The organism is Bacillus sp. 1A (genome assembly GCF_052682215.1).
Genome location: NZ_JBQYLZ010000001.1, coordinates 2,988,897 through 3,010,840, shown reverse-complemented (window position 1 = coordinate 3,010,840; position 21,944 = coordinate 2,988,897). Strand labels below are relative to the sequence as shown.

Below are 21,944 nucleotides of genomic sequence, written 5' to 3'. Positions count from 1 at the left end.
TATAAAATGTTCTGCTCATAAGCAATATCCCACTCCGACAATAATCCCTACTAAAGCACCGACTACTACTTCATACGGTGTATGCCCGACAAGTTCATTTAACTTCTTATATTCTGTTTGTCTACCGTGAAAGAACTCATTCAATATTTTCGCTTGTTTACTAACTGCAAGTCTTACTCCTGAAGCATCATACATAACAATTATTGCAAAGATAGCAGCAATAGCAAATAAGGTACTTTCCACACCTTCCACAACGCCAACACCTGTCGCAAGTGCTGTAACAGTTGAAGCATGAGAACTCGGCATCCCACCTGAAGCGAAAAACTTTGCAAAATCAAATTCACCCGTTTTGAATAATTTAAATACTACTTTCGTAAATTGTGCTAGAAACCATGAAATTACAGCGGCCATAAGCGGATCATTATGTAAAATTGTTTCCACGTTCTCAGCTCCCTACTGACTATAATGGAAATCTATATAGTATCAGTATAAAGAAAAATGCGTAGAAAATACTACGCATTATGATACTTTTGCTGATTTATTTTTTATAAATTTCGGTTGCTTCTGCACTAAAAACTTTGTTTTCGCTATTGAAAACACAAATAATGCAACCCATATACAGAAAAATGCCATCATATGAGTAGATGTGAAATGTTCACCAAATACGAATACACCTAAAATCAAACTAATCGTTGGTGCAATATATTGTAAAAATCCTACCATATACAGCGGAATAAGTTGTGCTCCTTTTGCAAAATAAAAAAGTGGTAAAGCTGTAACAATGCCTGCTCCTATTAATAGTAACGTCGATGACATGGAAATAGATCCAAATGAACCGAATCCATGCGCTCCTGTCATAACGAGATAAATAATTGCAAACGGCGTCACTAACATTGTTTCCATCGTAAGACCAATTGTCGCATCATAGTTTAACAATTTTTTCGTTAATCCGTATAATCCAAACGAAAAGGCAAGTGATAAAGAAACCCACGGAATAGATCCGAAACGGACTGTTAAAATGATAACCCCTATTCCAGCTAAACCAACTGCAACATATTGCCAAAAGTTTAACTTTTCCTTTAAAACGACTGTACCAAGTAAAATACTAATAAGCGGATTAATATAATATCCAAGACTTGCTTCAATGACATGATTATGATTAACGGCCCATATGTAGACAAACCAGTTTCCGCTAATCAAGACTGAAGCTATTGTTAATGACATTAATAATTTAGGTCGTTTAAAAAGGTTCACGAACTCCCCAATAAACTGACGAAACCTCTTCGTAACACCTAACACAAGTAACATAAAAACAAACGCCCAAACGATGCGGTGTGCTAATATTTCATCTGCTGGAACTTCCTCAACCCATTTCCAATAGATTGGTAGGATTCCCCACATCGTATAAGCACCAGCTGCATATATAATCCCTTTTTTTTGCTGTGCTGATTGACTCCCCATCTTCCCTTTTCTCCTCTTCTCATTTTTCTCCATTATACGGTCCCGCATGCTCACTTTACCAATAATCAATCTGCAATTCTTTCGACATTTCTCATACAACAAAAAGTAAACATACTGTTATAACGACAAGTAATGGTATACCGAAAACAAATTTCTTTTTATGTGTTTTATGGTGAAACATATACATACCGATCCAAGCACCAACTGCGCCTCCAGCTGCCGCTGATAAAAACAACGTACTTTCTGGCGTTCTCCACTGTTTCTTCTTCGCTTTTCGTTTATCAAGCCCCATAAGGCTAAAAGCTATAACGTTAATAATAATAAAATAAATCCATTTCATCGCTTTCTCTCCCTATGAAAAATTCGCTTAATGGTAACATGAAAAAACGATGGAAACAACTGAAGAACACTTTTTTTTATTAATTAGTTACCTTTATATTTAAATAACGAACTAAAATCGCAGTTAAAGCAATTAAATAGAAAGATGTTATAAGCAGAATCTTATATTGCATTCCCTTCATCCACTACCATATCATCGAAAAAACTTCTCTCAATCTCTTTTTCATCAAAATGAAGAACTACAATTAGTCCTACATATAAAGAAACGAAATTTAGAAACCATTCCCCATTATCATCTTTCTTAGCTAAACATTTAAATATCTCTTGAAATTGCATACGTTCATCTGCAGCAACAACCGAGCGCACACCAAAATATTTCAATACGAAATGTAGGTTCAGCTGCACGGATAATGATAAAATATATTTTAATATCTCCGTATACTCCGCACTATCTTTTTGACTATACAACTTCACAAGCTTTTGATGTAAAGTAGAAATCGATAATTCTTCGTCAGTCATTTTAATTGCTTCTATCGTTTCAATCATCTTTTTCATATCCATTACATTCACCCCTTCTGCAAAAAAACAAAAGCCAAAGCGTATTTATTTTATAATCAGCAATAATTGAGTATTTCTCATCTCTCGTTCTTCTTCACTAACTAAGTCATACTTCTTTAGAAGATGAAAGACATCATTTAATATTCCCTGTGAATGATTCCCTCGCAAAAATCCCTTCAATCCTGTAAAAATCTCTTTAGGCAAAAAACTCTTCTGACTTTCAAGCTTCTTCATTACATCTTCCATAGAATGATCGATATTACACGCCATACTAAACTTCCCCCTCTATCCTTTATAAATAATATCCTCCGCTAACGATGTAAACACTTCTCCTACAAGAGAGTCTTCATCATATACAGATGAACCGTTATTTTCTTCTCGTTTTGCAAAAGGTATTTGTGCAATCACTTCTGTTTGCAATTGTTCTGCAAGCATTTCGCCGCCACCTTTTCCGAAGAGATAATTTTTTGATCCATCTTGTTCTTCATAATAAGCCATATTTTCTACAATCCCTAAAATCTCGTGTTTCGTATGTTTTGCCATAACACCTACTCTAGATGCTACGAATGAAGCTACGTTGTGTGGTGTTGTAACGATAATTTCTTGCGCCTGCGGGATCATTGCTGCAACATCAATAGCTACATCTCCTGTGCCAGGTGGTAAATCAAGAAGTAAATAATCTAATTCTCCCCAGTGCGTATTCGCAAGGAAATTTTGAATCCATTTATTTAACATCGGTCCGCGCCACATAACTGGGTTATTTCCTTCCGTAAAAAATCCCATCGACATAATTTTAACACCGTGACTAACAACTGGAATTGCTGTTTGATCAATCATCGTCGGTTTTTGATTCGTTTCCATCATAGCTGGAATGCTAAAACCATATATATCTGCATCTAATATCCCCACTTTTTTGCCCATACGAGCTAAAGCAGTGGCAAGGTTAATTGTCACCGTTGATTTTCCAACTCCACCTTTACCGCTCGTTACAGTAATAAATCGTACCCCTGAATCAAGGCGAAGCATGCTCGGCATTCCAGTTTCTGTTCTACTATTTTTCTTTAACTTATCTGTTAGCGCAGCTCGTTCTTCTTGTGTCATAGAACCAAATGTCAAATCTACTTTAGATGCACCAATTGCCTGAAGAGACTCTTCCACATCTTGTTGAATTTTTGCCTTTAATGGACAGCCTTGAATCGTTAGCACTACTTCAAGTTTAACCTCTGTTCCATTCATTTGTATATTTCTAACCATATTTAATTCTACAATACTTTTGTGTAACTCCGGATCCTCTACATGTTTTAATGCGTTCATTATTTGTTCTTGAGTAATCATAGAACTCATCCCTTCTCGTATTCGAATTTATATACAACATCTTCTTGGCGAAAAAGCTTATTATCCCCCACTAACGGGCGGGATTAATGCGACTATATCTCCAGCTTTTATCATCTCTTCATCCGTTACAAATTCTTCATTAACAGCCACCATCACTCTATCAAGCGATTGTAAGCAATAGCTTGCTTTGAGCCATTCTTTTAATTGCTGCACTGTCATTTCTTGTTTTTCTGAAATTATTAATTGATCCGATCCGATTTCCTCACGCAAATTTGCGAACAATAAAATTGTAATCATCTTCTCATTCTTCCTTCTTCGGTTTTCCTTCTGGATATGCCGTATTTTCAAGTTGATCTCCAATCCACATCGTCCCATCTTCCCAAAATTCTTTTTTCCAAATTGGGACGATTTGTTTTATACGTTCAATCGCGTATTCATTCGCTTCATACGCTACTTTACGATGCGGTGCTGAAACTGCAATAACGACCGCAATATCCATGATTTCTAGCCGCCCTACACGGTGCTTAATTGCTACTTTTGCGTCCGGCCATTTCCCGTTAATTTCTTCACCAATTTTTGTAAGTTGTTTTACTGCCATCGGTTTATATGCTTCATACTCTAAATGTAACGTTCGTTTTCCTTTTGTTAATTCTCTCACCGTACCAATAAATGTTGTAATTGCACCTGCTTCTCTTCTTGCGACTTTATTCGTTACTTCTTCAACTACAATCGGTATATCTACAATCTCAAATAGCGCTTGTCCCATTAGAAACACCTCTCACTTTATAAAATGCCCAAGGCCATTCACTACCTTCTTTATCTTCCAGCAAAAGAACATCTACGAACATATCTTTTTTATAACCTCTCGTACCACCTGGAAGTACAATAAATATATTTGTCTCTGCTAGAGAAGAAACCGAGCTAGATTTATCAAACCCTGACGGATAAGCGATTAATTGCCCTTCGTTATATGTCAGTTTTGCTCGCACAAATCTGGTAAATGGGTTTGGTTTTAGAAAATCTTCTCCTAATAACGCTTTTTCTCTTTTTATATGTGCTTTTTCACTAAACATATACGTCCGAATACACGGTCTTACAAATAATTCAAATCCTACGTAACAAGCAGATGGATTTCCTGATAAACCAAATAATAACTTGCCATTTAATTGTGCTACAGTCGTAACACTACCTGGCCGCATTGCAACTTTATTGAAAAGAACCGATGCACCTAACTTTTCGTAAATAGCTGGTAAATAATCGTAATCCCCTACTGATACACCACCTGTTGTAATGAGCATATCCACACGCTTCTTTTACAGCTGTGAAGCATGTATGAAACTCATCGCTAAACTTCCCAAAATATTTTACTCTTCCGCCCGCTCTTCGAATTTGAGACAATATCATATACGTATTACTATTTCGGATTTTCCCTGGCTGCAATGAATCATTTACATCCAGTAATTCACTACCAGTCGCTAACAATCCAATTACAGGCTTTCTCGCCACTGGTACCTCACTATATCCGAACGTAGCAAGAAGAGCTGAAATCCCTGGATGAATGTATGATCCTTTTTTTGCAAGAACCGTTCCTTTATGAGCATCTTCACCTTGAAAAGAAATATTGTCGCCCATTTTGAATGATCGCTTCACTTCCATATAATTGTTGCCAGCTTCCTCATATTGACGAGTCAGCTCTAACATAACAACCGCATCACACCCATTCGGAATTTGTGCTCCCGTCATAATTCGAACCGCTTGAAACGGACCTACTTTCTCGTGGAATATTGATCCCGCACCAATTTCACCAACTACTTCAAACACAATTGGCGTTTCATAACCCGCTAAATTCGTATCTTCTGCTCTAATAGCAAATCCGTCATACGGTGAACGATTGAATGAAGGTACATCATGGTCAGCTATTAAATCCTCCGCTAATATACGTCCGTAAGCTAATTCAATAGGTAGTAACTCCTTTAATCCCTCATTAGCAAATCCCATTACTTTACGAACAGCTTCTTCAACCGTAATTGGCACTCTTCTTTCCATTATTGACAACCCTTTCTATTAACCGAATACGCGATAATATAATTGTTTCGCTTTCGAAATATCATTTGTACCATGAATGAAAACACGACCATCTCGAAAAATAACGACGCGGTAATCATTTAGTTGGCAAGATAGTAAATACCGATTCCGATCTACTTTCCCTAGTTTGTTTAATACTTTTTCTATATCGTCAAAATCGTACTTCCTATTTTCTACCGGCCTAATTTGCACTGTATTTCTTCCGCATAAAGCAGCTACCTTCGTTTGGTTTTCGAATGATAAATAAGGATAAGTTCGATGCGAACCGCACGAAGGGCAATCGTCTGTTTTGATTTTCCCTAGTTTTATAAAATGGTTTTGATTACTCCATATATCAAACATGAAAAATGTTTTTCTAATTGCTGAGAAATCTCCTACTAAAATTTTGAATGCTTCCGCCACTTGATATGCTGCGACAACTTGAACAGTCGGGCTAATAATTCCAGCTGTATCACATGTCACACCTGTAACAGGAACGTTCTTCAGCACACAATGTAAACACGGTGTCTCTTGCGGAATAACCGTATAACTCATACCGTACGATCCAACGCAAGAACCATATACCCACGGGATATTATGTTTTTGTGATAAGTCATTTATTATAAATCGAATATCAAAATTATCTGTTGCATCAATTATTACATCTACATTTTTTAATAGGTCCTCCATATTTTCTGCAACTGCATCCATTACGAAAGCATGTATTTGTACTTCTGAATTAATTTGTTCTAGCCGATTTTTAGCAGCAATTGCTTTCGGTATTTTCTCTCTCGCATCTTGTTCAGAGTACAATTGTTGCCTTTGTAAATTACTCCATTCAACGTAGTCACGATCAATAATCGTCAACTTGCCAATCCCTGCACGTACGAAACTTTCGGCACTTGCACTTCCTAATGCGCCTACTCCTACAATTAACACATGTTTATTTCGAATTTTTTCTTGCCCTCTACTCCCAATCGGTTTGAACAACTGTTGTCGTGAATACCGCTCAGCCATTACATACCCTTCCTCTCAAGAACTCTATTTCATATTAGAATGTTGTTTTTGATAACAAGCAAAGTAAGCAAATCCAACAAATCCAGCTCCTCCAATTACATTTCCGATAAAGACAGGAACAAAATTTCTAGCAAGATCCATCCACGTCAGATGACCTGCAAAAATAACTGCCGAGATGACAAACATATTTGCTACCACTTGCTGAAATCCAATTACTACAAATGCCATAATCGGGATCCAAATTCCGATTATCTTTCCGACCAAATCACTCGTCCCATAAGCGAGCCAAAGCGCAAGACAAACGAGCCAATTACATCCAATCGCTAAAATTAAAGTTCTCCCAAATGATTCATGTAATTTCCCTTCCGCTATCGCTACCGTTTTATTTAAATAATCTCCCTCTGTTAATCCGCCAAGATGACCGAAACAATACGCAACAAAAATAGCTCCCACGAAATTCATGAAAGTAATCCAAACCCAATTATTTAGTACACTTACCAATGTAATTTTCTTTGCATATAGCGCCATAGAAAGTGACATCATATTTCCAGTAATTAATTCTCCTCCCGCTAATACGACGAGCATTAGTCCAACAGGAAAAACTGCTCCTCCTAATACATTGACTAAACTACCCCAACGCTCTGGTAAATTACCTAAAACGCGAATGTTAAGCAAAAAACCGAGCGAAATAAACGCTCCTCCTAAAAAACCGAGAATAAGCATTGCTGGCAACGTCTGACTTACTTTTTGAACACCGGCCTCAATTACGAGTTCAGCAATTTGTTCCGGTTTATGAAATGCCATTACTAATTCCTCCATTTTCTCCAAATAAAAAAGCAGCTTCAAAAAACCTCCTCAAAATAAAGGTTTTTGAATGCTGCTTAATATCTCTGCACATCTTTTACAAAGATATCAATCATCACTTTTACTATAAAATAGAAAATCTACAAACGTTGCATACTTTCCATTTTGTATATACTTCCTCATAGCGTCACTTTTATATATCAACCACCAATATGTGACATTTCAATTTTAGGTGTTCTTTTTTTACTTTTATTATTTAAGCGTTCATCTGAATAACGATCTTCTCGATTGTTCCATATATCGCGTACGATATATGTTATTTCCTCATCAGTGTATCCAGATCGAAGTAGTTCTCTCAAGTCATTTCCTTTAGAAGCGAACAAACAAGTATATAATTTTCCTTCTGCAGAAATACGTGCTCTCGTACATGATGAACAGAAGGAATCTGTTACTGATGAAATAATACCTATCTCTTCATCACTTCCAATATAACGATAGCGAGTCGCAACTTCACCTGCATAATTTGCTTCTATCCGTTCTAATGGCATAACTTGATGAATGGCATCTACTATCTCTTGTTTCGAGACGACCTCTTTTAATTCCCAACCATTATAATTCCCAACGTCCATATACTCAATAAAACGAAGAATATGTTTATTTTCCTTAAAGTATTGCGCCATCTGCAAAATATCTTGTTCATTTTTTCCTTTTTGAACGACCATGTTTATTTTAATTTTCATACCAACTTCAGCTGCAGCCTGTATTCCTTCCAGAACCCTTTGCACTTTGCTTCTATTACCATTCAAATAGAAAAATCGCTCTTCTTCTAAGGAATCTAAACTAACTGTCACACGTGATAAACCCGCCTTATATAAATCAGGAGCAAACTTTTTCAGTAGTGATCCATTGGTTGTTAAACCGATATCCTCCACACCATCTATTTTATTAAGGCGCTCAATAAGCTGCGGAAGACCTCTTCGAAGTAACGGTTCTCCGCCCGTAATTCGTAACTTTCTTACACCTAAAGAAACAAAAATACGTGTTATCCTTTCAATCTCATCAAAAGATAAAATTTTATCATTAGACAAAAACGAATAATCCGGACCAAATATTTCTTCTGGCATACAATAGCGACAGCGAAAATTACAGCGATCAGTAACAGAAATACGTAAATCCTTTAAAGGGCGTTGTAGTTTGTCTAATGTGACAGATTTCATATTTATTGCCTCGCTTTTACTTATTTTATATTTATAACACGCTCTGGATGCGTATATACATTTAAGGATTGATTCCGAATAAACCCTATCGTAGTAATACCTAATTCTTCTGCTAGCTGCAAAGCCAACTCGGTTGGAGCTGATTTTGACAATATAATTTCACAACCGATCTTTGCAACTTTCAATAATATTTCCGAAGAAATACGACCACTAAAAACAATAATTTTACCTTTTATAGAAATATTATTTTTTAAACAATAACCGTAAATTTTATCTAATGCATTATGCCTACCGATATCCATTCGGCTTAAAATAATGCCATTCACATCGCACAAAGATGCATTATGAACGCCGCCTGTATGTTGAAACGTCTCCGCAGATTGCTGCATTTCTTTCATTAATCGAAAGCAGTCTTCTGCAGCAACCTGTACATGGACACCATTCATTTTTTTAGCGCTTAGTGCATCATTTGCAAAAACAAACCCTTGTCTACTCATACCACAACAGGAAGTAATATATCGTTTATTTTGCATTTGTTCATAATACGGATTTACTTTTGTCGTTGTTACATGTACAAATCCTTCTTTTTCCTGTACCCATATGTCATCAATATCTTCATACTTCCGAATAATCCCTTCAGATGCCAAGAACCCGATTACCATGTCTTCTATATATTCTGGAGTACTAACCATTGTAACAAACTCCTGTCCGTTCATTTTGATCGTGACTGGAAACTCTGTTACAATGCTGTCCTCTATATGTTTAAACGCCCCTTGTTCATAACGGAAGATTTCTCTTTCTACCTGTATCGGTTTCACGATCAGTATCCTTCTCTCACGTTATATTTTTATCAAAAACAAATACCGAAACTGCAATATCCTCTTCTACTTTCATATCTGAAAATAAATTCACTAATTTCGCTCCAACAAGTTCCTCCAAGTGTTCACGGGAATTCGCAGCATACACTTCTTGAATCATTTTCGTTCTAGCCATATGAACCATTTCCGCACCGTCCATCGTACTTGAAATGAATTTTTCAGTAGGTGTTAAGTTTCCATAAAGGGTTGCAATCGCCATATTTTCAGCAAATACAGTATGAATTCTTTCTGGCCCTTTTCCGAAAAGTTCTTTTCGAAGTTTTCGTATCATATCATTAAATTCATGTACTTTTTTTGACATACAATTATACCTCCCAAAAGCCTCATTTTACTTTATTATATATTTTACCAAAATGATCCTTCCGCCCAAACTATTTCGTACAAACATTTGGGCGAAAAGGTTCACTTCATGAAGTTTATTCGTCTTTTAACCCTTTCCCCATACCTTTTAAGAAATGAAGTCCAAACCCGATAGCACGGTTAATGTCTGGGTCTTTCAATACTTTCATAAGATCGAATACCCCTACTTTTTTGTTACTCTCTAGATGTTCATTACCTTCTTCTAGTCCTACTAATAAGCTACCTATAAGCTTTTTCGTAAGCCCCGGATCAAGTTCTGTTAAAGCACCCGCAGCACCCATCATATTATTAATTAAATTCGTAACAGGCTCACGAGTCACTTGGCCAAGAACAATCTTTGCGATCGGTTCTTTCGCCTTTAGCATAGAATTTGCAGCTTCTAGCATTCCGATGTCATTTAATTCCCCAACAATATTAAACATTTGATTTAAAGCTTCTTCATTATTAGCTAGAAGCTCTTTTAAATCATCTAATTTTTGCTGTTTTATTTCTTCCTCCGTTAATTCTTGTTTTTGAATCACTTTTATAGGTGCAGCCATATTTTTCTCCTCCTACTTATCCGTTAAATGCACATACCCTGGACGTGCCCACTTACGATTTACCTCAATACCAGCTTGAGGATGACGTTTTTTGTTACGCGGGTTCGCTTTTGGCATCGGATTTGCGCCATCAACTTCTAGCACTTCCATACGCACTTTCGTCTGTTTATAAGCAGGTGTGTTCGTACGTACGTCCACAGCAGGACCTGTTAAGAAATTAATTGCTGTTTCATTATCTGTAGAGTTCATCGGTAAATATAACTCATTCGCTTTTACACGGTCTGTTACAAGTGCACGTAATTTTAATGCTCCAAAAGGAGAAACAAGACGAACTAATGAACCTGTTTTCACTCCACGTTCTTTTGCAAGTGCTGGAGAAACTTCTACAAACACACCAGGTACTTTCGTTTGAATACCTGTTGATTTATTTGTCATATTCCCTTCATGGAAATGCTCAAGCATACGACCGTTATTAATGTGAAGATCGAACTCCGCTGGGAATTCAGCTGGACGTACCCAGTCAGCAATCGCAAAACGAGCTCTTTTATCTGGGAAGTTAAATCCATCTTGGAACAGAAGTGGTGTATTCGTTCCATCAAAGCTTCCCCAATGGAAACTATTCCACCCTTCAAGTACTTCATAGTTTGCTTGTGAGAATAGTGGTGATAAACTTGCCATTTCAGCAAAAATTTCACTTGGATGGCTATAATTCCAGTTTGCACCTAATTTATTCGCAATCTCCTGCACAATCCACCAATCTGGCTTCGCATCTCCAAGCGTAGGAAGAACTTGATACAATCTTTGTACACGACGCTCTGTATTTGTGAAAGTACCTTCTTTCTCAAGAGACGGTGCTGCCGGTAATACAACATCTGCATATTGAGCAGTTTTAGATAAGAAAACGTCTTGTACAACGAAGAAATCAAGGCTTGATAACACTTCATGTACGTGGTTCGCATTAGAGTCTACAAGAGCCATATCCTCTCCGACAAGATACATGGCTTTCATTTTCCCTTCATCAATTGCGTGCAGCATTTCAATATTATTAAGACCTGGTTTACTATTAATTTTCACTCCGTAAGCCATTTCAAATTTCGCACGTTCCATATCGTTAGTAACGTGCTGATATCCAGGAAGCCATCCTGGTAATGTACCCATATCACAAGCACCTTGTACGTTATTATGACCTCGAAGTGGATATGCACCAGCACCTGGACGACGATAATTACCTGTTGCAAGCAGTAAGTTTGAAATCGCAGCGGAAGTATCCGATCCACCTGTATTTTGCGTTACTCCCATACCCCAAAGGATACATGTACCATCTGCATCACGAATCATTTCAGCCATTTGAATAAGTGTTTCTTTTGAAATACCAGTCATTTCTTCTGCATATTCAAGTGTATATTCTTTCAGACTCTCTTTGAAATCTTCAAAGAAGTTTACATTCTCATCAATAAATCGTTGATCGTGCCAGCCTTGGTCAATCATATATTTCGTAACAGCCATTAACCATACTTGATCTGTTCCTTGTTTTGGACTAATAAAGACGTCTGAACGCTCTGCCATTTCTGTTTTACGAAGATCAGCCACAATTAATTTTTGTCCGTGTAATTTATGCGCACGTTTAATACGTGTAGCTAAAACAGGATGACCTTCTGTCGGATTACAACCTACAATAATAACAAGACCGGATTTTGCGATATCTTTAATCGTTCCAGCATCTCCGCCCATACCAATTGTACGGAATAATCCGTCTGTCGCTGGCGATTGACAATAACGTGAGCAGTTATCAATATTATTCGTTTCAAATACTTGTCGAGCTAATTTCTGAATTACATAATTGTCTTCATTCGTAATTTTAGATGAAGAAATAAAGCCGACAGCATCTTTACCGTATTCTTCTTTAATAGATCCTAATTTACTTGCAACTACATTTAGTGCTTCTTCCCATGTAGATTCAACAAACGTTCCATTTTTACGAATTAAAGGTTTTGTAATTCTTTCTTTAGAATTTACGAAATCCCAACCGAATTTTCCTTTTACACAAGTAGAAATTGCGTTAACTGGCGCATTAGAAGAAGGTTGTACTTTAAGAATTTTACGCCCTTTCGTCCACACTTCAAATGAACAACCTACACCACAAAATGTACAAACTGTTTTCGTTTTCTTCGTACGAGTATCACGCATGGCCGCTTCCACTTCTGATACCGCAAAAATGCCGCTATATCCAGGCTCAACTTCTTTAATTAAATCTACCATCGGTTCAAGAATATCTGGTTTTAATCCCGTCATAAATCCAGCTTCACCGAGCATCGTTTTCTCCATTAAAGCATTACAAGGACAAATGGTTACACATTGACCACAGCTCACGCATGAAGAATCATTAATATTTACTCCTTCATCCCAAATAACTCGTGGACGTTCCGCTTCCCAGTCTATTGATAACGTTTCATTTACTTGTAAGTTTTGACACACCTCAACACATTGACCGCATGCAATACATTGATTAGGATCATAACGATAAAACGGATGCGTCATATCAACTTCACTTACATCTACTTTCGGTTCATAAGGATATTTTTGATGTTCAATCTCCATTAATTCTGCTGTATTATGCAGTTTACAGTTCCCATTGTTGTTGTCACATACTGTACAGTATAATAAATGATTTTCTAGTAACCGATCCATTGCCTCTGTTTGTGCTTCTTTGGCATGAGCAGAATTACGTTCAATGTTCATACCTTCTGTCACTACTGCCGAACAAGAGCGCACTAACTTTCCGTCAACCTCTACAATACAAGTGTCACATGTTTGAATAGGATCTACTTCTGGCACGTAACAAATTTGCGGATGTTCAATCCCGTTCTCATTAATAACACCCAATATCGTTGAACCAGGCTCCGCTGTATACTTTTTTCCGTCAATTGTAATATGAACCATGTTGTTATTCATGGTCTTTCCCCCTTTTTGAGAATAAAAAAACTCCACCACGAAAATATACGCACCACATTTCGGCACGTTATTATCATGGTGGAGTAGTTTATTAGCACATCTTGCTAAAATACCAATCCATTTATTCATAAATAAAACGATAGATTCATAACAGGTCATATCACGATTCCATCTTTAACACTATAATTATAGCGTTAAAGATGGAAATATACAATATAAAATTTAAACTACGCATATGTCAGCACGGAACTATCCATAATAACCCATATAAAACATAACAAGGAGTAAGCGAACAAATGGGGTCTTTTAATAAATGGATACGTGGTGAAAAATCTTTCTCTGCACAAGAACAAGCTGATCACCTTTTAAATAAATCTATCTCTTCCTCTCTTTCCCTTAATCTAAAGCACTTGTCCAAACTCTTTAGCGGTATTCCAGAATTAATTACACGTACTTTTCCGTTAAAAAACGGAAAAGAAGCTGCAATTATATATATGGAAGGACTTGTAGACAAAACTGTTATTAACATTGATATTCTTCGCCCTCTCCTATTTAAAGAGTGGAATGAAGTTGATTGCCCGAGTGCCTTTTCAAAAGCTAACATGAAAGTAGCACCTACTATTAAAATTTTAGAAAATGGGATTATTAAATAGCAAAAACACGCTACTTGCTCTTATACGTGTAAGGAGTAAGTAGCGTGTTATCATTTTTATTTTGAAGCTTCCTATACAGTTACGCTTCTGTTTCTGGTTCTTCGTTTTCCGCCTGTTCCAATCTTTGCTGCTCCGCAAGTTCGGCTGAAATCATTCCATAATAAATTTCTGGATACAATCCAAATATTTGATATACACTTCCTAAAAACGGCATCGGAATCCCTCTTTTCTAAAGTTGTATTGCCACTTTTAAGGATTCCCTTTTCATTCATTATACATTCGTTTTTGGCGTTTCTTCTTCATCATGAACGCTTAATAAATTTTGCCACTTTTTATAAGGAGCACTATTTGGATCAACATAACCTTTCGCGTACGAACGATCCCACAATTGTTTAATAAACATTTCTTTCTCTTTCTTTGCAACCATATCGGCACCTGTACCGTAATAGTTTTGGAAATATAACTCAATTTCATCAAGAAATAATCTTAATAATTCATCAGAAGTTTCTTCTAACGTTGGATCATATTTCGCTTCACGGTCATACATTAAAATCATATCTAAAATATTATGGACATGCTCTTTACGAAGCCATCTAATATCTTGAGCACCTAATACGAACGGATGTGTATATAAATGTCCGCCCTGTATCATAGCTTTTTCTTGTTCTTCTTCAAATCTGGACAAGATGTTTTCATAAATAAACGGATTATGAAGCAATGCTCTGTGTAATTTGTAACTTTCACTTGAAATATTTTTTCCCATCGACTGAATTAAGAAGCTACGTCCAACGCCATTATATTGATACACGAACTGACCATCAACAGCAACTAAACTAATCCAACGATACATATACGCGTATAGAAGAGCTCGATTACATTTATCGTAATCCAACTTCGTTTGCGTTGCATTTAAGTCTGGCATGAAAGCTGGCAAGTGCCAATATTTATCTAAATGCGGCGTTAAACTAGATTTTTTACTATTCAACTTATTCACACGGCGATAGTATGACTGAAAATAATCACCTTTATCATTCATAAATCCATTTGCAATATGCCCTGAGGAAAGCTTAGGAAAGTCTTGCAATGATAAACCATAATGCGCACGATAACAAATGACTTCAAATGGCGAAAAAGCTTCATGTACTGTATCTTTTTCTTTAAACATTTCTTGAATTAATTCCTCTTGCAATTCTTTCTTTAAAGATGGATGTATACCCCAATATTGTAATTCCCTATGGTGGGAAACTTTCGGAACGAATGGACTTGCTAAATGGAACAAGTCTTCAATTTTTTCACGGACGTATTCATCACGATCACGCTTCTTATAATCCGCCTCTTTTCGTAACGCCTCAACGATATTCAGCTCTAATTTATCACGATAGCGTATTTGTAATTCATCGTAGCAATAACTTAGTATGTGCTCACGATAAAAATCTTCTACTTTTTTCGATTGAATCTCTTCTGTTTTTGCATCCCGGCAATATTCCCCGTATAAACTCATATAAATTTCCGCACATATATCTTTCGGTAATACTCCCAAATTTAAATGTTGCTGCATATCTTGCCATATCTTTTCTTGCAACTTCTCTTCAGCTAATACGTATACATTCGTTGGGTTTGTTTTCCCTTCAAATTCCTTGCTTCGTTTTTGAATTTCAAACAATAAATTTTCACGCGTTTCGTATAAATTATCAAAAAACCTTTCCCAATATTGAATCATTTTATTAACTGCTTGATAAAGCGATTGATAAACGAGTTCTAATAACATTTCTTTGCGATACTCGTTTAATTTGTGTACATACTGCGTTACAATATCTTCAAATTCTTTTTTAAACAAACGCTGCTGATTATTAATCATTTTTCCAAACCAGCCTTGTTGCTGCGCGATTTCTACTCGGCGAACAGCTGTTACCGTTCCATCAATATTACTCACATTAAATTTCTTATCGTAGTTTTGAATTAAATTACGCTTTTGTTCATTATTTTCATGTAGTCGATTCATTTTCTCGACTAACTGCTTTCGAATTTCATACAACATAAATCGAGCTGATACTGGATGAACAGGATCCGTTTTCTTTAAAAACCATGTATTTAATTGATAGGACTGCCCTTCAGAACCACTTGGTGCAAAACGGTCTGATTCAATCATGTCATACAATAGTGTCGTTACATGCTCATGTACGCGGCTTGGAATCGCATACGCATATAAACGAACCGCATGATCCACCCTTGCTACTTCACCTTTCATTTGCTCCATCATTTTCAGTTTAGCAGCCGAAATTTTACACTCGTGCTGCAGTCGGTTTAATTCCTCATCTTTTTGCACCGTACGCTGTACATAACTTTCTACAGCCTCTAAAAACAGTTTAGATTTCGCAACACCGACCTTACCGCCTTCTGCTCCTTCACGCGTTTCATTGTACATTTGTCTATAAAAAACATGAGCCTGTTCTGGACGGGTAGCAAGATGTTCTAAGTCTTCTAAATAACTTTTCCCACGCTCTGGCTTTTCACGTTGCATCCCGCGTTTGACGTCTTGGTCATATCTTTGCTTCTTCTCTTGAAACAGTTGATCTAAATGCAGCCAAGACTCATCTAAACCTTGCACAGCCCATTTTAAAGCACAATATTTTAACACGTGCTCATACGGATAAATAATCTTTGCCGTTCCTGCCCCGCAATATCGTCCTTTCCCACTTGATTCTGCTAATTGCTGAATTTGATTATCTTCCTGTGCAAAATGATTTGCAGACATCGGACTAAATAACTGTAAATAAATCGTATTTGCCATTTGCTCCATATAATCTGATAAATTGTGCAGATGGTGTCCATGTAGATTTTCGTAATCGTATAGGAAACAATAATTGTATGGTAAATGATGTTGTTTAATCGTATGATTCGTTCTTCCGTCTTCATCTACTTGATCAGGTCGATATTCTAATTCAATCGTCACACCGCCACGTTTTGATAATTCTCCAGTGGAACCGAGTGTAATGGCATGTAATTCTTTTAACGAGGCATAGCCGTTTGCTTGCACCGTTTCAAACTCTTTCGCACTAACCGTTCTCGTCTTAACTAAAACATCCGGCATTAAAAACGCACCACGTATTAAAATGTTGTGATGCTGCAGTTTTTTCCGAAGCATTTCACGTAAATATAATGCAATTTGTAGAAACATCCCTGAACCTGTTCCGCCCGCTAGTGATGTTACGATAATGACACGCACTCCATATTCCGTTTGATCGCTTGTAACCGGAAAAATCTTCTCGATTTCTTGCCAAAAGGATGTCAATTTATCTTCTTTCATCGCAGCAAGTAACGCTAAACGGGAAATGACGCGTAACTGTCCTGCCCCTTCTGTCAGTGGTTTATCAAGTATAGTCGGGTCCATCGGAAACCACTCTGGAATCGTTGGATCTCCTGCAATATACTCTCTTGGCGTTTTACTAGAACTCGTTTGCGTCTTAAACTTTCGAATATGATCAAATTTACTCAATGTATTCACATCTGTATCAAATACGTGCATTGCTACCTTTTTTCGGCGCTCCTCAGGTAGCCTTTCATATATTTGATGTGTCACAGTACTACCGATTCCACCTAAACCAATTAATATCGTTGGAACTTGTAACGTCATGTGAACCACCTTCCTATTCTTGCTTGTTTGAAAAGAGGGGAGAAAGATAAGACTCCCTCCTTTTCCCTATCTACTATTCACACTCATATTTGTAAATTTCTTTACCATACCCTCTATCAATTACTAAAAGTTCATTTGGATATAACGTCTTATGTTCCATTCCAACCTCATCTTCTGTTATAAACATCCCATCAATAATCATTCCTACTACTTGTGACTCTTTCGCTACAAATATTGATTTCGATCCTTTCTTTGCTATAAACGTAACGGATTGCACAGTCTTTCTTTCTGCTCGGAATGGAATGCCAAAATAGTGTTTCCACCATTTATTTTTAAGTAATTCTGGCTCAGATTGATATAACCAATCTTTCGCTACCTCTTGATCCCATTCGTAATACAATAGTGCTTTTCGGTGAAATCTTGGACGAACAATCCATCCTAAAACAATTATTCCTACTACTAACAATAATAAAGTGATAGGAATAACAAACTTAAAAATAAGCGCATATTTTTCATAGAACGGTGCATTTTGAATATGAAGTGATATATTTTTCTTTACTTCTTGTAATTTTGAATCTTGCACTACGATGGTAGCTTCTACGGTGCCGGTATCTGTAAAATTGAATGTGTCGGAGTAATGAGGGCGAGGATAAATATAAATTTGATTATCCTGTTGTTTTATTTCATAGTTGATTGATTGTTTAGATGTGACACCAGTAGATTTTAATAGTTTCTTTACAGCTTCTTCTGTCATCGGCTTACCATCTAACTGTGGTTGTATAATAAACGGTTTACTATTCTCTAAATTCGTTACTTTTTCCTCATAATCTTTCGTAATAGTTTGCAATGATAATTTTGGGTTTTCAGTTACTTCAATTTTAAATTCCTTCGTCTGTCTGTAAAACCCCTTTATGTTCATATGAACTTTCCCGCGCACTAACCCTTTATCAATCTTCGTTTCGTAGTAAAATACATGTTTTTTATCGTCCCACTTCATCGGGTACTGTTTTCCGTCTATTTCTACTTCTGACTGAAAATATGAAGACTGAATTGGTAACTCCGTAGGCTTCGCTTCAATAACAGCAGTAACACCTTCGTACATTTTCTCCACATTTTTTTGACTACTATCGTCTTTGTCATAAGTAGAAACAGTATAGTTAAGCGCCGGTTCAACTAGTACTTGTAATCCTTCTTTCTCAATATCTCGATCCACTTCTATCGTATACGTTCCTGGTTTAATAACTTCGTGATTTTCCGTACTTATATGAACTATATTTCCGAATAATTTCGCTTCTCCTGGTGCATGTATGGAATAAGAAGATTGTAATTGTAATGGTTTAGAAATTTGTGTGACCTGATAATTAGACAAAGAAGGCGATTGCCGTACAAGCGTCATACGCTTTAACGGGAATGGTGTTGTAATCTCTACTTTCTTTCCTACTACTTTCGTTTTTACAATCGATTCAACCGAGGAGAACGGATCACGATTTGCAACTAATGCTGCCACTTGATTGACGCTTTTTACAATACCATCCTCTCCACTAGATGGCATCGTAACGCCATTTATCTCTTTCTTCCATATTTCTTTAAACGTATTTAGTTGTGCCTTTTCTTGCTGCCCTAAATCCTCTTCCATCGTAATTAAAATTGGATGTAACGATATCTTTTTTGCATCCATTTCTTTCTTAAACTGTGCTAGCTTCTGTGTAATTTGTTCTTTTCCGCCAACCTTATCTTTCTCTAAATCATTAAATGCCCCGTCAGTTAAGACAATAAGCCAAAATTCACGTTTTCCATCTATATCTGCTTCCTTTTTTATAGATTGCATCGCCGTCTCTACTGCACTAAACGGAGTATTTAAATACGTTTTCCATGCTCCAATTCCCTCAATTTCTGTTTGTCTCTTATCCTTCGTTAACGAAATGTTTAATGGATCATTCGGCTTGCTCATTGGAACATAAGAGAATTTATCTTTTTCATCTAATAGCGCAACTAAACTTTGCAAAGCATAATTGGCATATTTCCAGCGATCGTTATTTCTCATGCTGCCCGAATCATCATATACAAGTGAAACGACCCTTTCCTTTGCCTCCTCTCCTTTTGCAAAAGTCCAAAAAGGATGTAACCATATAAATAGAAACAACATGAATGTGGCACAAATTCGAATTTTCATGATGAGGCTTCGCCACCTTTGTAGACAAATTCCTATGTTTAAATTTATGAGAGGATACAAGATATATGACTTGTATTTTAGGACAACTAGCGCAGCATAACTTTATTATGTAAACAGATATATATACTGAATATGATTCCTTCTAGCGTTTTCTATCCGATACTATAAGTAAAAAAGCCTGTTTAAGCTCTAAACTTAAAACAGACTTTTCCTACTTTTTATATTGAAAACATATATCAAAAAGTTTGATTTATTGCTTTACATACACTTCAACAACCGGGTTATCTTTATGATCCGCATGTAAGCGTATATTCTCTTCACTTGTACTATAAATGTTAGCTAGTAACATAATCGTTAACACATTAGGAGTTTTTGCATCACTCCCATATTTCCTTTCCAGCGCTTCCTTATATTCAAAATCCAAATCCCCCTGCACATATGTATACACTTCAAAACCATCTTCTAAATTGCAAACTACTGTATCAATAATATCTGCCCCAACTTGCTTCTTCATTTCCTCTCGCAAAGCTTCAATAAACTCTTCCCACGGTACTTCGTATATCTGAAACTGATCTGTAGATTTCATTGCCTTTTCCTCCTTATATATCCTTCTCCTATATTTCCCCTTTCCTTTAACAATTATGATAGATAGGACATTCGTACAAGCCGCACTTGTCCCCATTACATATCGTATTACTGTAATGGAGAAGGAGGAAAGAACATGCATAGACAAAAATGTTACGATACGTGCCAACGTTATTTCGGTAAAGTCGTTCGAATTGAAGATCGTGATGGTCGTATTCATTTAGGCAAAATAATTGATGTGACAAACAGCTCTGTATGGATTGAACCAGTGCAACAGCGCTCATCTTTTGATACAGGATTTGGATACTATGACGCATATGCAAACGGTGGCTGTGACCTTTGTGGGGGCCTTAGCAGATGTGATAGTTGCGGATTTGGTTGTGGTGGTGGATTCAGCGGCTGTGGATGTGGCGGTCGTGGTTGCGGTAGTTGTGGTGGCTGGGGGGGCGGCGGCTGGGGCGTTGAACTCGGATTTGGTTTCATCTTCGGAATTACATTAGCTGCATTATTTTTCATTTAACATAGTAAAGAGTTGACTAGCTTTAGTCAACTCTCTTTCTTTATTTTTCACATATAAAAATACGATGTCCTAAAATATGTTGGTACATAAGTCGTACATTTTCATGCTGTACCCATGCCTCATATAATTCATTTGGAATATGCGAGGATACATTCCATTCTGGCTCTTCTATATAGCCCGAGATTGTTTCTGCAATTGTACCACCGCCAGCAATTGTAATTCTTTTAAAATTTGCTTTCTGAAATAATTGTACCCATTCACTCTCAGTTAATAGTTCTTTCATCCCGTATAGTCGGGCAATTTTTCCTTCCTCACTCTTCTCAATGTGCCTATCAATAATCATTTCAATGACAACAAGTTTACCGTCTTTCTGTAGTACACGATAGCACTCCGGGATAACCCTTTCTTTCTCTGTAAAAGCGAGTATCGATTCTCCGAGTACGAACTCAAATGAGTCATGCAAACAAGGTAATTGCTCTACATTTCCTTCAATTAATTGAATGTCTATTCCTTCAAACGACCATCTATCTTTCGCCTTTTGAATCATAATCTCATTCTTTTCAACCGCCGTTACTTTATAACCATATTCTTTTGTCATATATGCCGCTGTTTTCCCCGTACCGCAGCCTATCTCAAGGACATTTGCTCCATATCTAAAAGGCAATTGTGCTAACAATTGTTTCGTTAACGTAAAACCACCAGGATGAGCACTTCCTATTCCGTAATAAGCTAGGAAATCGATGTAAGTATTTCGTTTCATAGAATTCTCCTTTAAATTTTCTATAATACATATATTCACCTATCAATAAATCGTGCACATAAAAAAAGCATTTCCAAGTGCTATACCGCAACTTG

The 21,944-nt window shown here is 36.8% G+C and carries 21 protein-coding genes and 2 pseudogenes; 2 read left to right on the top strand and 21 right to left on the bottom strand.

Annotated elements, in window-relative coordinates; genetic code table 11:
* Window positions 1–15: 15 nt before the first annotated feature.
* The 16 genes and pseudogenes from ACUN0F_RS15290 to fdhF all read right to left on the bottom strand — a co-directional run bounded on the left by ACUN0F_RS15290 (window position 16) and on the right by fdhF (window position 13,524).
* Window positions 16–441 carry a divergent PAP2 family protein gene (locus tag ACUN0F_RS15290; protein ID WP_000447813.1) on the bottom strand — a complete coding sequence of 142 codons (426 nt, stop codon included), beginning with the start codon at window positions 439–441 and terminating at the stop codon, window positions 16–18.
* A 78-nt stretch (window positions 442–519) separates the two neighbouring features.
* A complete protein-coding gene (rarD, locus tag ACUN0F_RS15285) occupies window positions 520–1,461 on the bottom strand; it encodes an EamA family transporter RarD (RefSeq protein ID WP_000535553.1) in 942 nt (313 codons plus the stop codon).
* Window positions 1,462–1,552: 91 nt separating this feature from the next.
* Window positions 1,553–1,801, bottom strand: coding sequence for a DUF1294 domain-containing protein (locus ACUN0F_RS15280; RefSeq protein ID WP_000871327.1), 249 nt, complete (start codon window positions 1,799–1,801; stop codon window positions 1,553–1,555).
* A gap of 161 nt (window positions 1,802–1,962) precedes the next feature.
* The gene (locus ACUN0F_RS15275; protein ID WP_264461991.1) at window positions 1,963–2,361 is read right to left on the bottom strand and encodes a dUTP diphosphatase; all 399 of its coding nucleotides are present in this window, start codon (window positions 2,359–2,361) and stop codon (window positions 1,963–1,965) included.
* A gap of 42 nt (window positions 2,362–2,403) precedes the next feature.
* Window positions 2,404–2,628, bottom strand: coding sequence for a hypothetical protein (locus ACUN0F_RS15270; RefSeq protein ID WP_264461990.1), 225 nt, complete (start codon window positions 2,626–2,628; stop codon window positions 2,404–2,406).
* A 15-nt stretch (window positions 2,629–2,643) separates the two neighbouring features.
* On the bottom strand, window positions 2,644–3,693 hold the full coding sequence (locus tag ACUN0F_RS15265) for a P-loop NTPase (RefSeq protein ID WP_445539629.1): 1,050 nt from the start codon (window positions 3,691–3,693) through the stop codon (window positions 2,644–2,646).
* Window positions 3,694–3,753: 60 nt separating this feature from the next.
* On the bottom strand, window positions 3,754–3,990 hold the full coding sequence (moaD, locus tag ACUN0F_RS15260; RefSeq protein ID WP_087982170.1) for a molybdopterin converting factor subunit 1: 237 nt from the start codon (window positions 3,988–3,990) through the stop codon (window positions 3,754–3,756).
* A gap of 4 nt (window positions 3,991–3,994) precedes the next feature.
* Complete coding sequence (gene moaE, locus ACUN0F_RS15255) at window positions 3,995–4,459, bottom strand: molybdopterin synthase catalytic subunit MoaE (RefSeq protein WP_193672264.1); 465 nt, start codon at window positions 4,457–4,459, stop codon at window positions 3,995–3,997.
* Window positions 4,440–5,739, bottom strand: a pseudogene (gene moeA / locus ACUN0F_RS15250) (molybdopterin molybdotransferase MoeA). The gene moaE and the pseudogene moeA overlap by 20 nt, the downstream one beginning before the upstream one ends.
* Window positions 5,740–5,757: 18 nt before the next feature.
* A complete protein-coding gene (locus ACUN0F_RS15245) occupies window positions 5,758–6,774 on the bottom strand; it encodes a molybdopterin-synthase adenylyltransferase MoeB (RefSeq protein ID WP_445539628.1) in 1,017 nt (338 codons plus the stop codon).
* A 24-nt stretch (window positions 6,775–6,798) separates the two neighbouring features.
* Complete coding sequence (locus ACUN0F_RS15240) at window positions 6,799–7,578, bottom strand: formate/nitrite transporter family protein (RefSeq protein ID WP_033662741.1); 780 nt, start codon at window positions 7,576–7,578, stop codon at window positions 6,799–6,801.
* A gap of 200 nt (window positions 7,579–7,778) precedes the next feature.
* Window positions 7,779–8,795 carry a GTP 3',8-cyclase MoaA gene (moaA, locus tag ACUN0F_RS15235; protein WP_445539627.1) on the bottom strand — a complete coding sequence of 339 codons (1,017 nt, stop codon included), beginning with the start codon at window positions 8,793–8,795 and terminating at the stop codon, window positions 7,779–7,781.
* Window positions 8,796–8,815: 20 nt separating this feature from the next.
* Complete coding sequence (gene fdhD, locus ACUN0F_RS15230; protein ID WP_445539626.1) at window positions 8,816–9,613, bottom strand: formate dehydrogenase accessory sulfurtransferase FdhD; 798 nt, start codon at window positions 9,611–9,613, stop codon at window positions 8,816–8,818.
* 16 nt (window positions 9,614–9,629) lie between these two features.
* Window positions 9,630–9,974 carry a DUF2294 domain-containing protein gene (locus ACUN0F_RS15225; RefSeq protein ID WP_000039582.1) on the bottom strand — a complete coding sequence of 115 codons (345 nt, stop codon included), beginning with the start codon at window positions 9,972–9,974 and terminating at the stop codon, window positions 9,630–9,632.
* A 115-nt stretch (window positions 9,975–10,089) separates the two neighbouring features.
* A complete protein-coding gene (locus ACUN0F_RS15220) occupies window positions 10,090–10,572 on the bottom strand; it encodes a DUF1641 domain-containing protein (RefSeq protein ID WP_149212425.1) in 483 nt (160 codons plus the stop codon).
* A gap of 12 nt (window positions 10,573–10,584) precedes the next feature.
* Entirely contained in the window at window positions 10,585–13,524 is a 2,940-nt protein-coding gene (gene fdhF, locus ACUN0F_RS15215) for a formate dehydrogenase subunit alpha (protein ID WP_445539625.1), read from the bottom strand.
* A gap of 296 nt (window positions 13,525–13,820) precedes the next feature.
* Between fdhF and ACUN0F_RS15210 the strand changes: the two are divergent.
* Window positions 13,821–14,132, top strand: a pseudogene (locus tag ACUN0F_RS15210) (spore germination protein); the annotation flags it as partial.
* Between the two features lie 124 nt (window positions 14,133–14,256).
* Here ACUN0F_RS15210 and ACUN0F_RS15205 read toward each other — a convergent pair.
* From ACUN0F_RS15205 to ACUN0F_RS15190, 4 genes are all read right to left on the bottom strand, one after another.
* A complete protein-coding gene (locus ACUN0F_RS15205) occupies window positions 14,257–14,391 on the bottom strand; it encodes a hypothetical protein (protein ID WP_001116178.1) in 135 nt (44 codons plus the stop codon).
* A gap of 57 nt (window positions 14,392–14,448) precedes the next feature.
* Window positions 14,449–17,811: a tubulin-like doman-containing protein gene (locus ACUN0F_RS15200; RefSeq protein WP_445539624.1), complete on the bottom strand. Its 3,363-nt coding sequence runs from the start codon at window positions 17,809–17,811 to the stop codon at window positions 14,449–14,451.
* A gap of 73 nt (window positions 17,812–17,884) precedes the next feature.
* Window positions 17,885–19,984: a vWA domain-containing protein gene (locus tag ACUN0F_RS15195; protein ID WP_445539623.1), complete on the bottom strand. Its 2,100-nt coding sequence runs from the start codon at window positions 19,982–19,984 to the stop codon at window positions 17,885–17,887.
* Between the two features lie 250 nt (window positions 19,985–20,234).
* Entirely contained in the window at window positions 20,235–20,570 is a 336-nt protein-coding gene (locus ACUN0F_RS15190) for a hypothetical protein (protein WP_445539622.1), read from the bottom strand.
* A gap of 135 nt (window positions 20,571–20,705) precedes the next feature.
* Between ACUN0F_RS15190 and ACUN0F_RS15185 the strand changes: the two genes are divergently transcribed.
* Entirely contained in the window at window positions 20,706–21,089 is a 384-nt protein-coding gene (locus ACUN0F_RS15185; RefSeq protein ID WP_048544012.1) for a hypothetical protein, read from the top strand.
* A gap of 40 nt (window positions 21,090–21,129) precedes the next feature.
* Here ACUN0F_RS15185 and ACUN0F_RS15180 read toward each other — a convergent pair whose 3' ends face one another.
* Complete coding sequence (locus ACUN0F_RS15180; RefSeq protein WP_098115791.1) at window positions 21,130–21,849, bottom strand: class I SAM-dependent methyltransferase; 720 nt, start codon at window positions 21,847–21,849, stop codon at window positions 21,130–21,132.
* Between the last annotated feature and the right edge of the window lie 95 nt (window positions 21,850–21,944).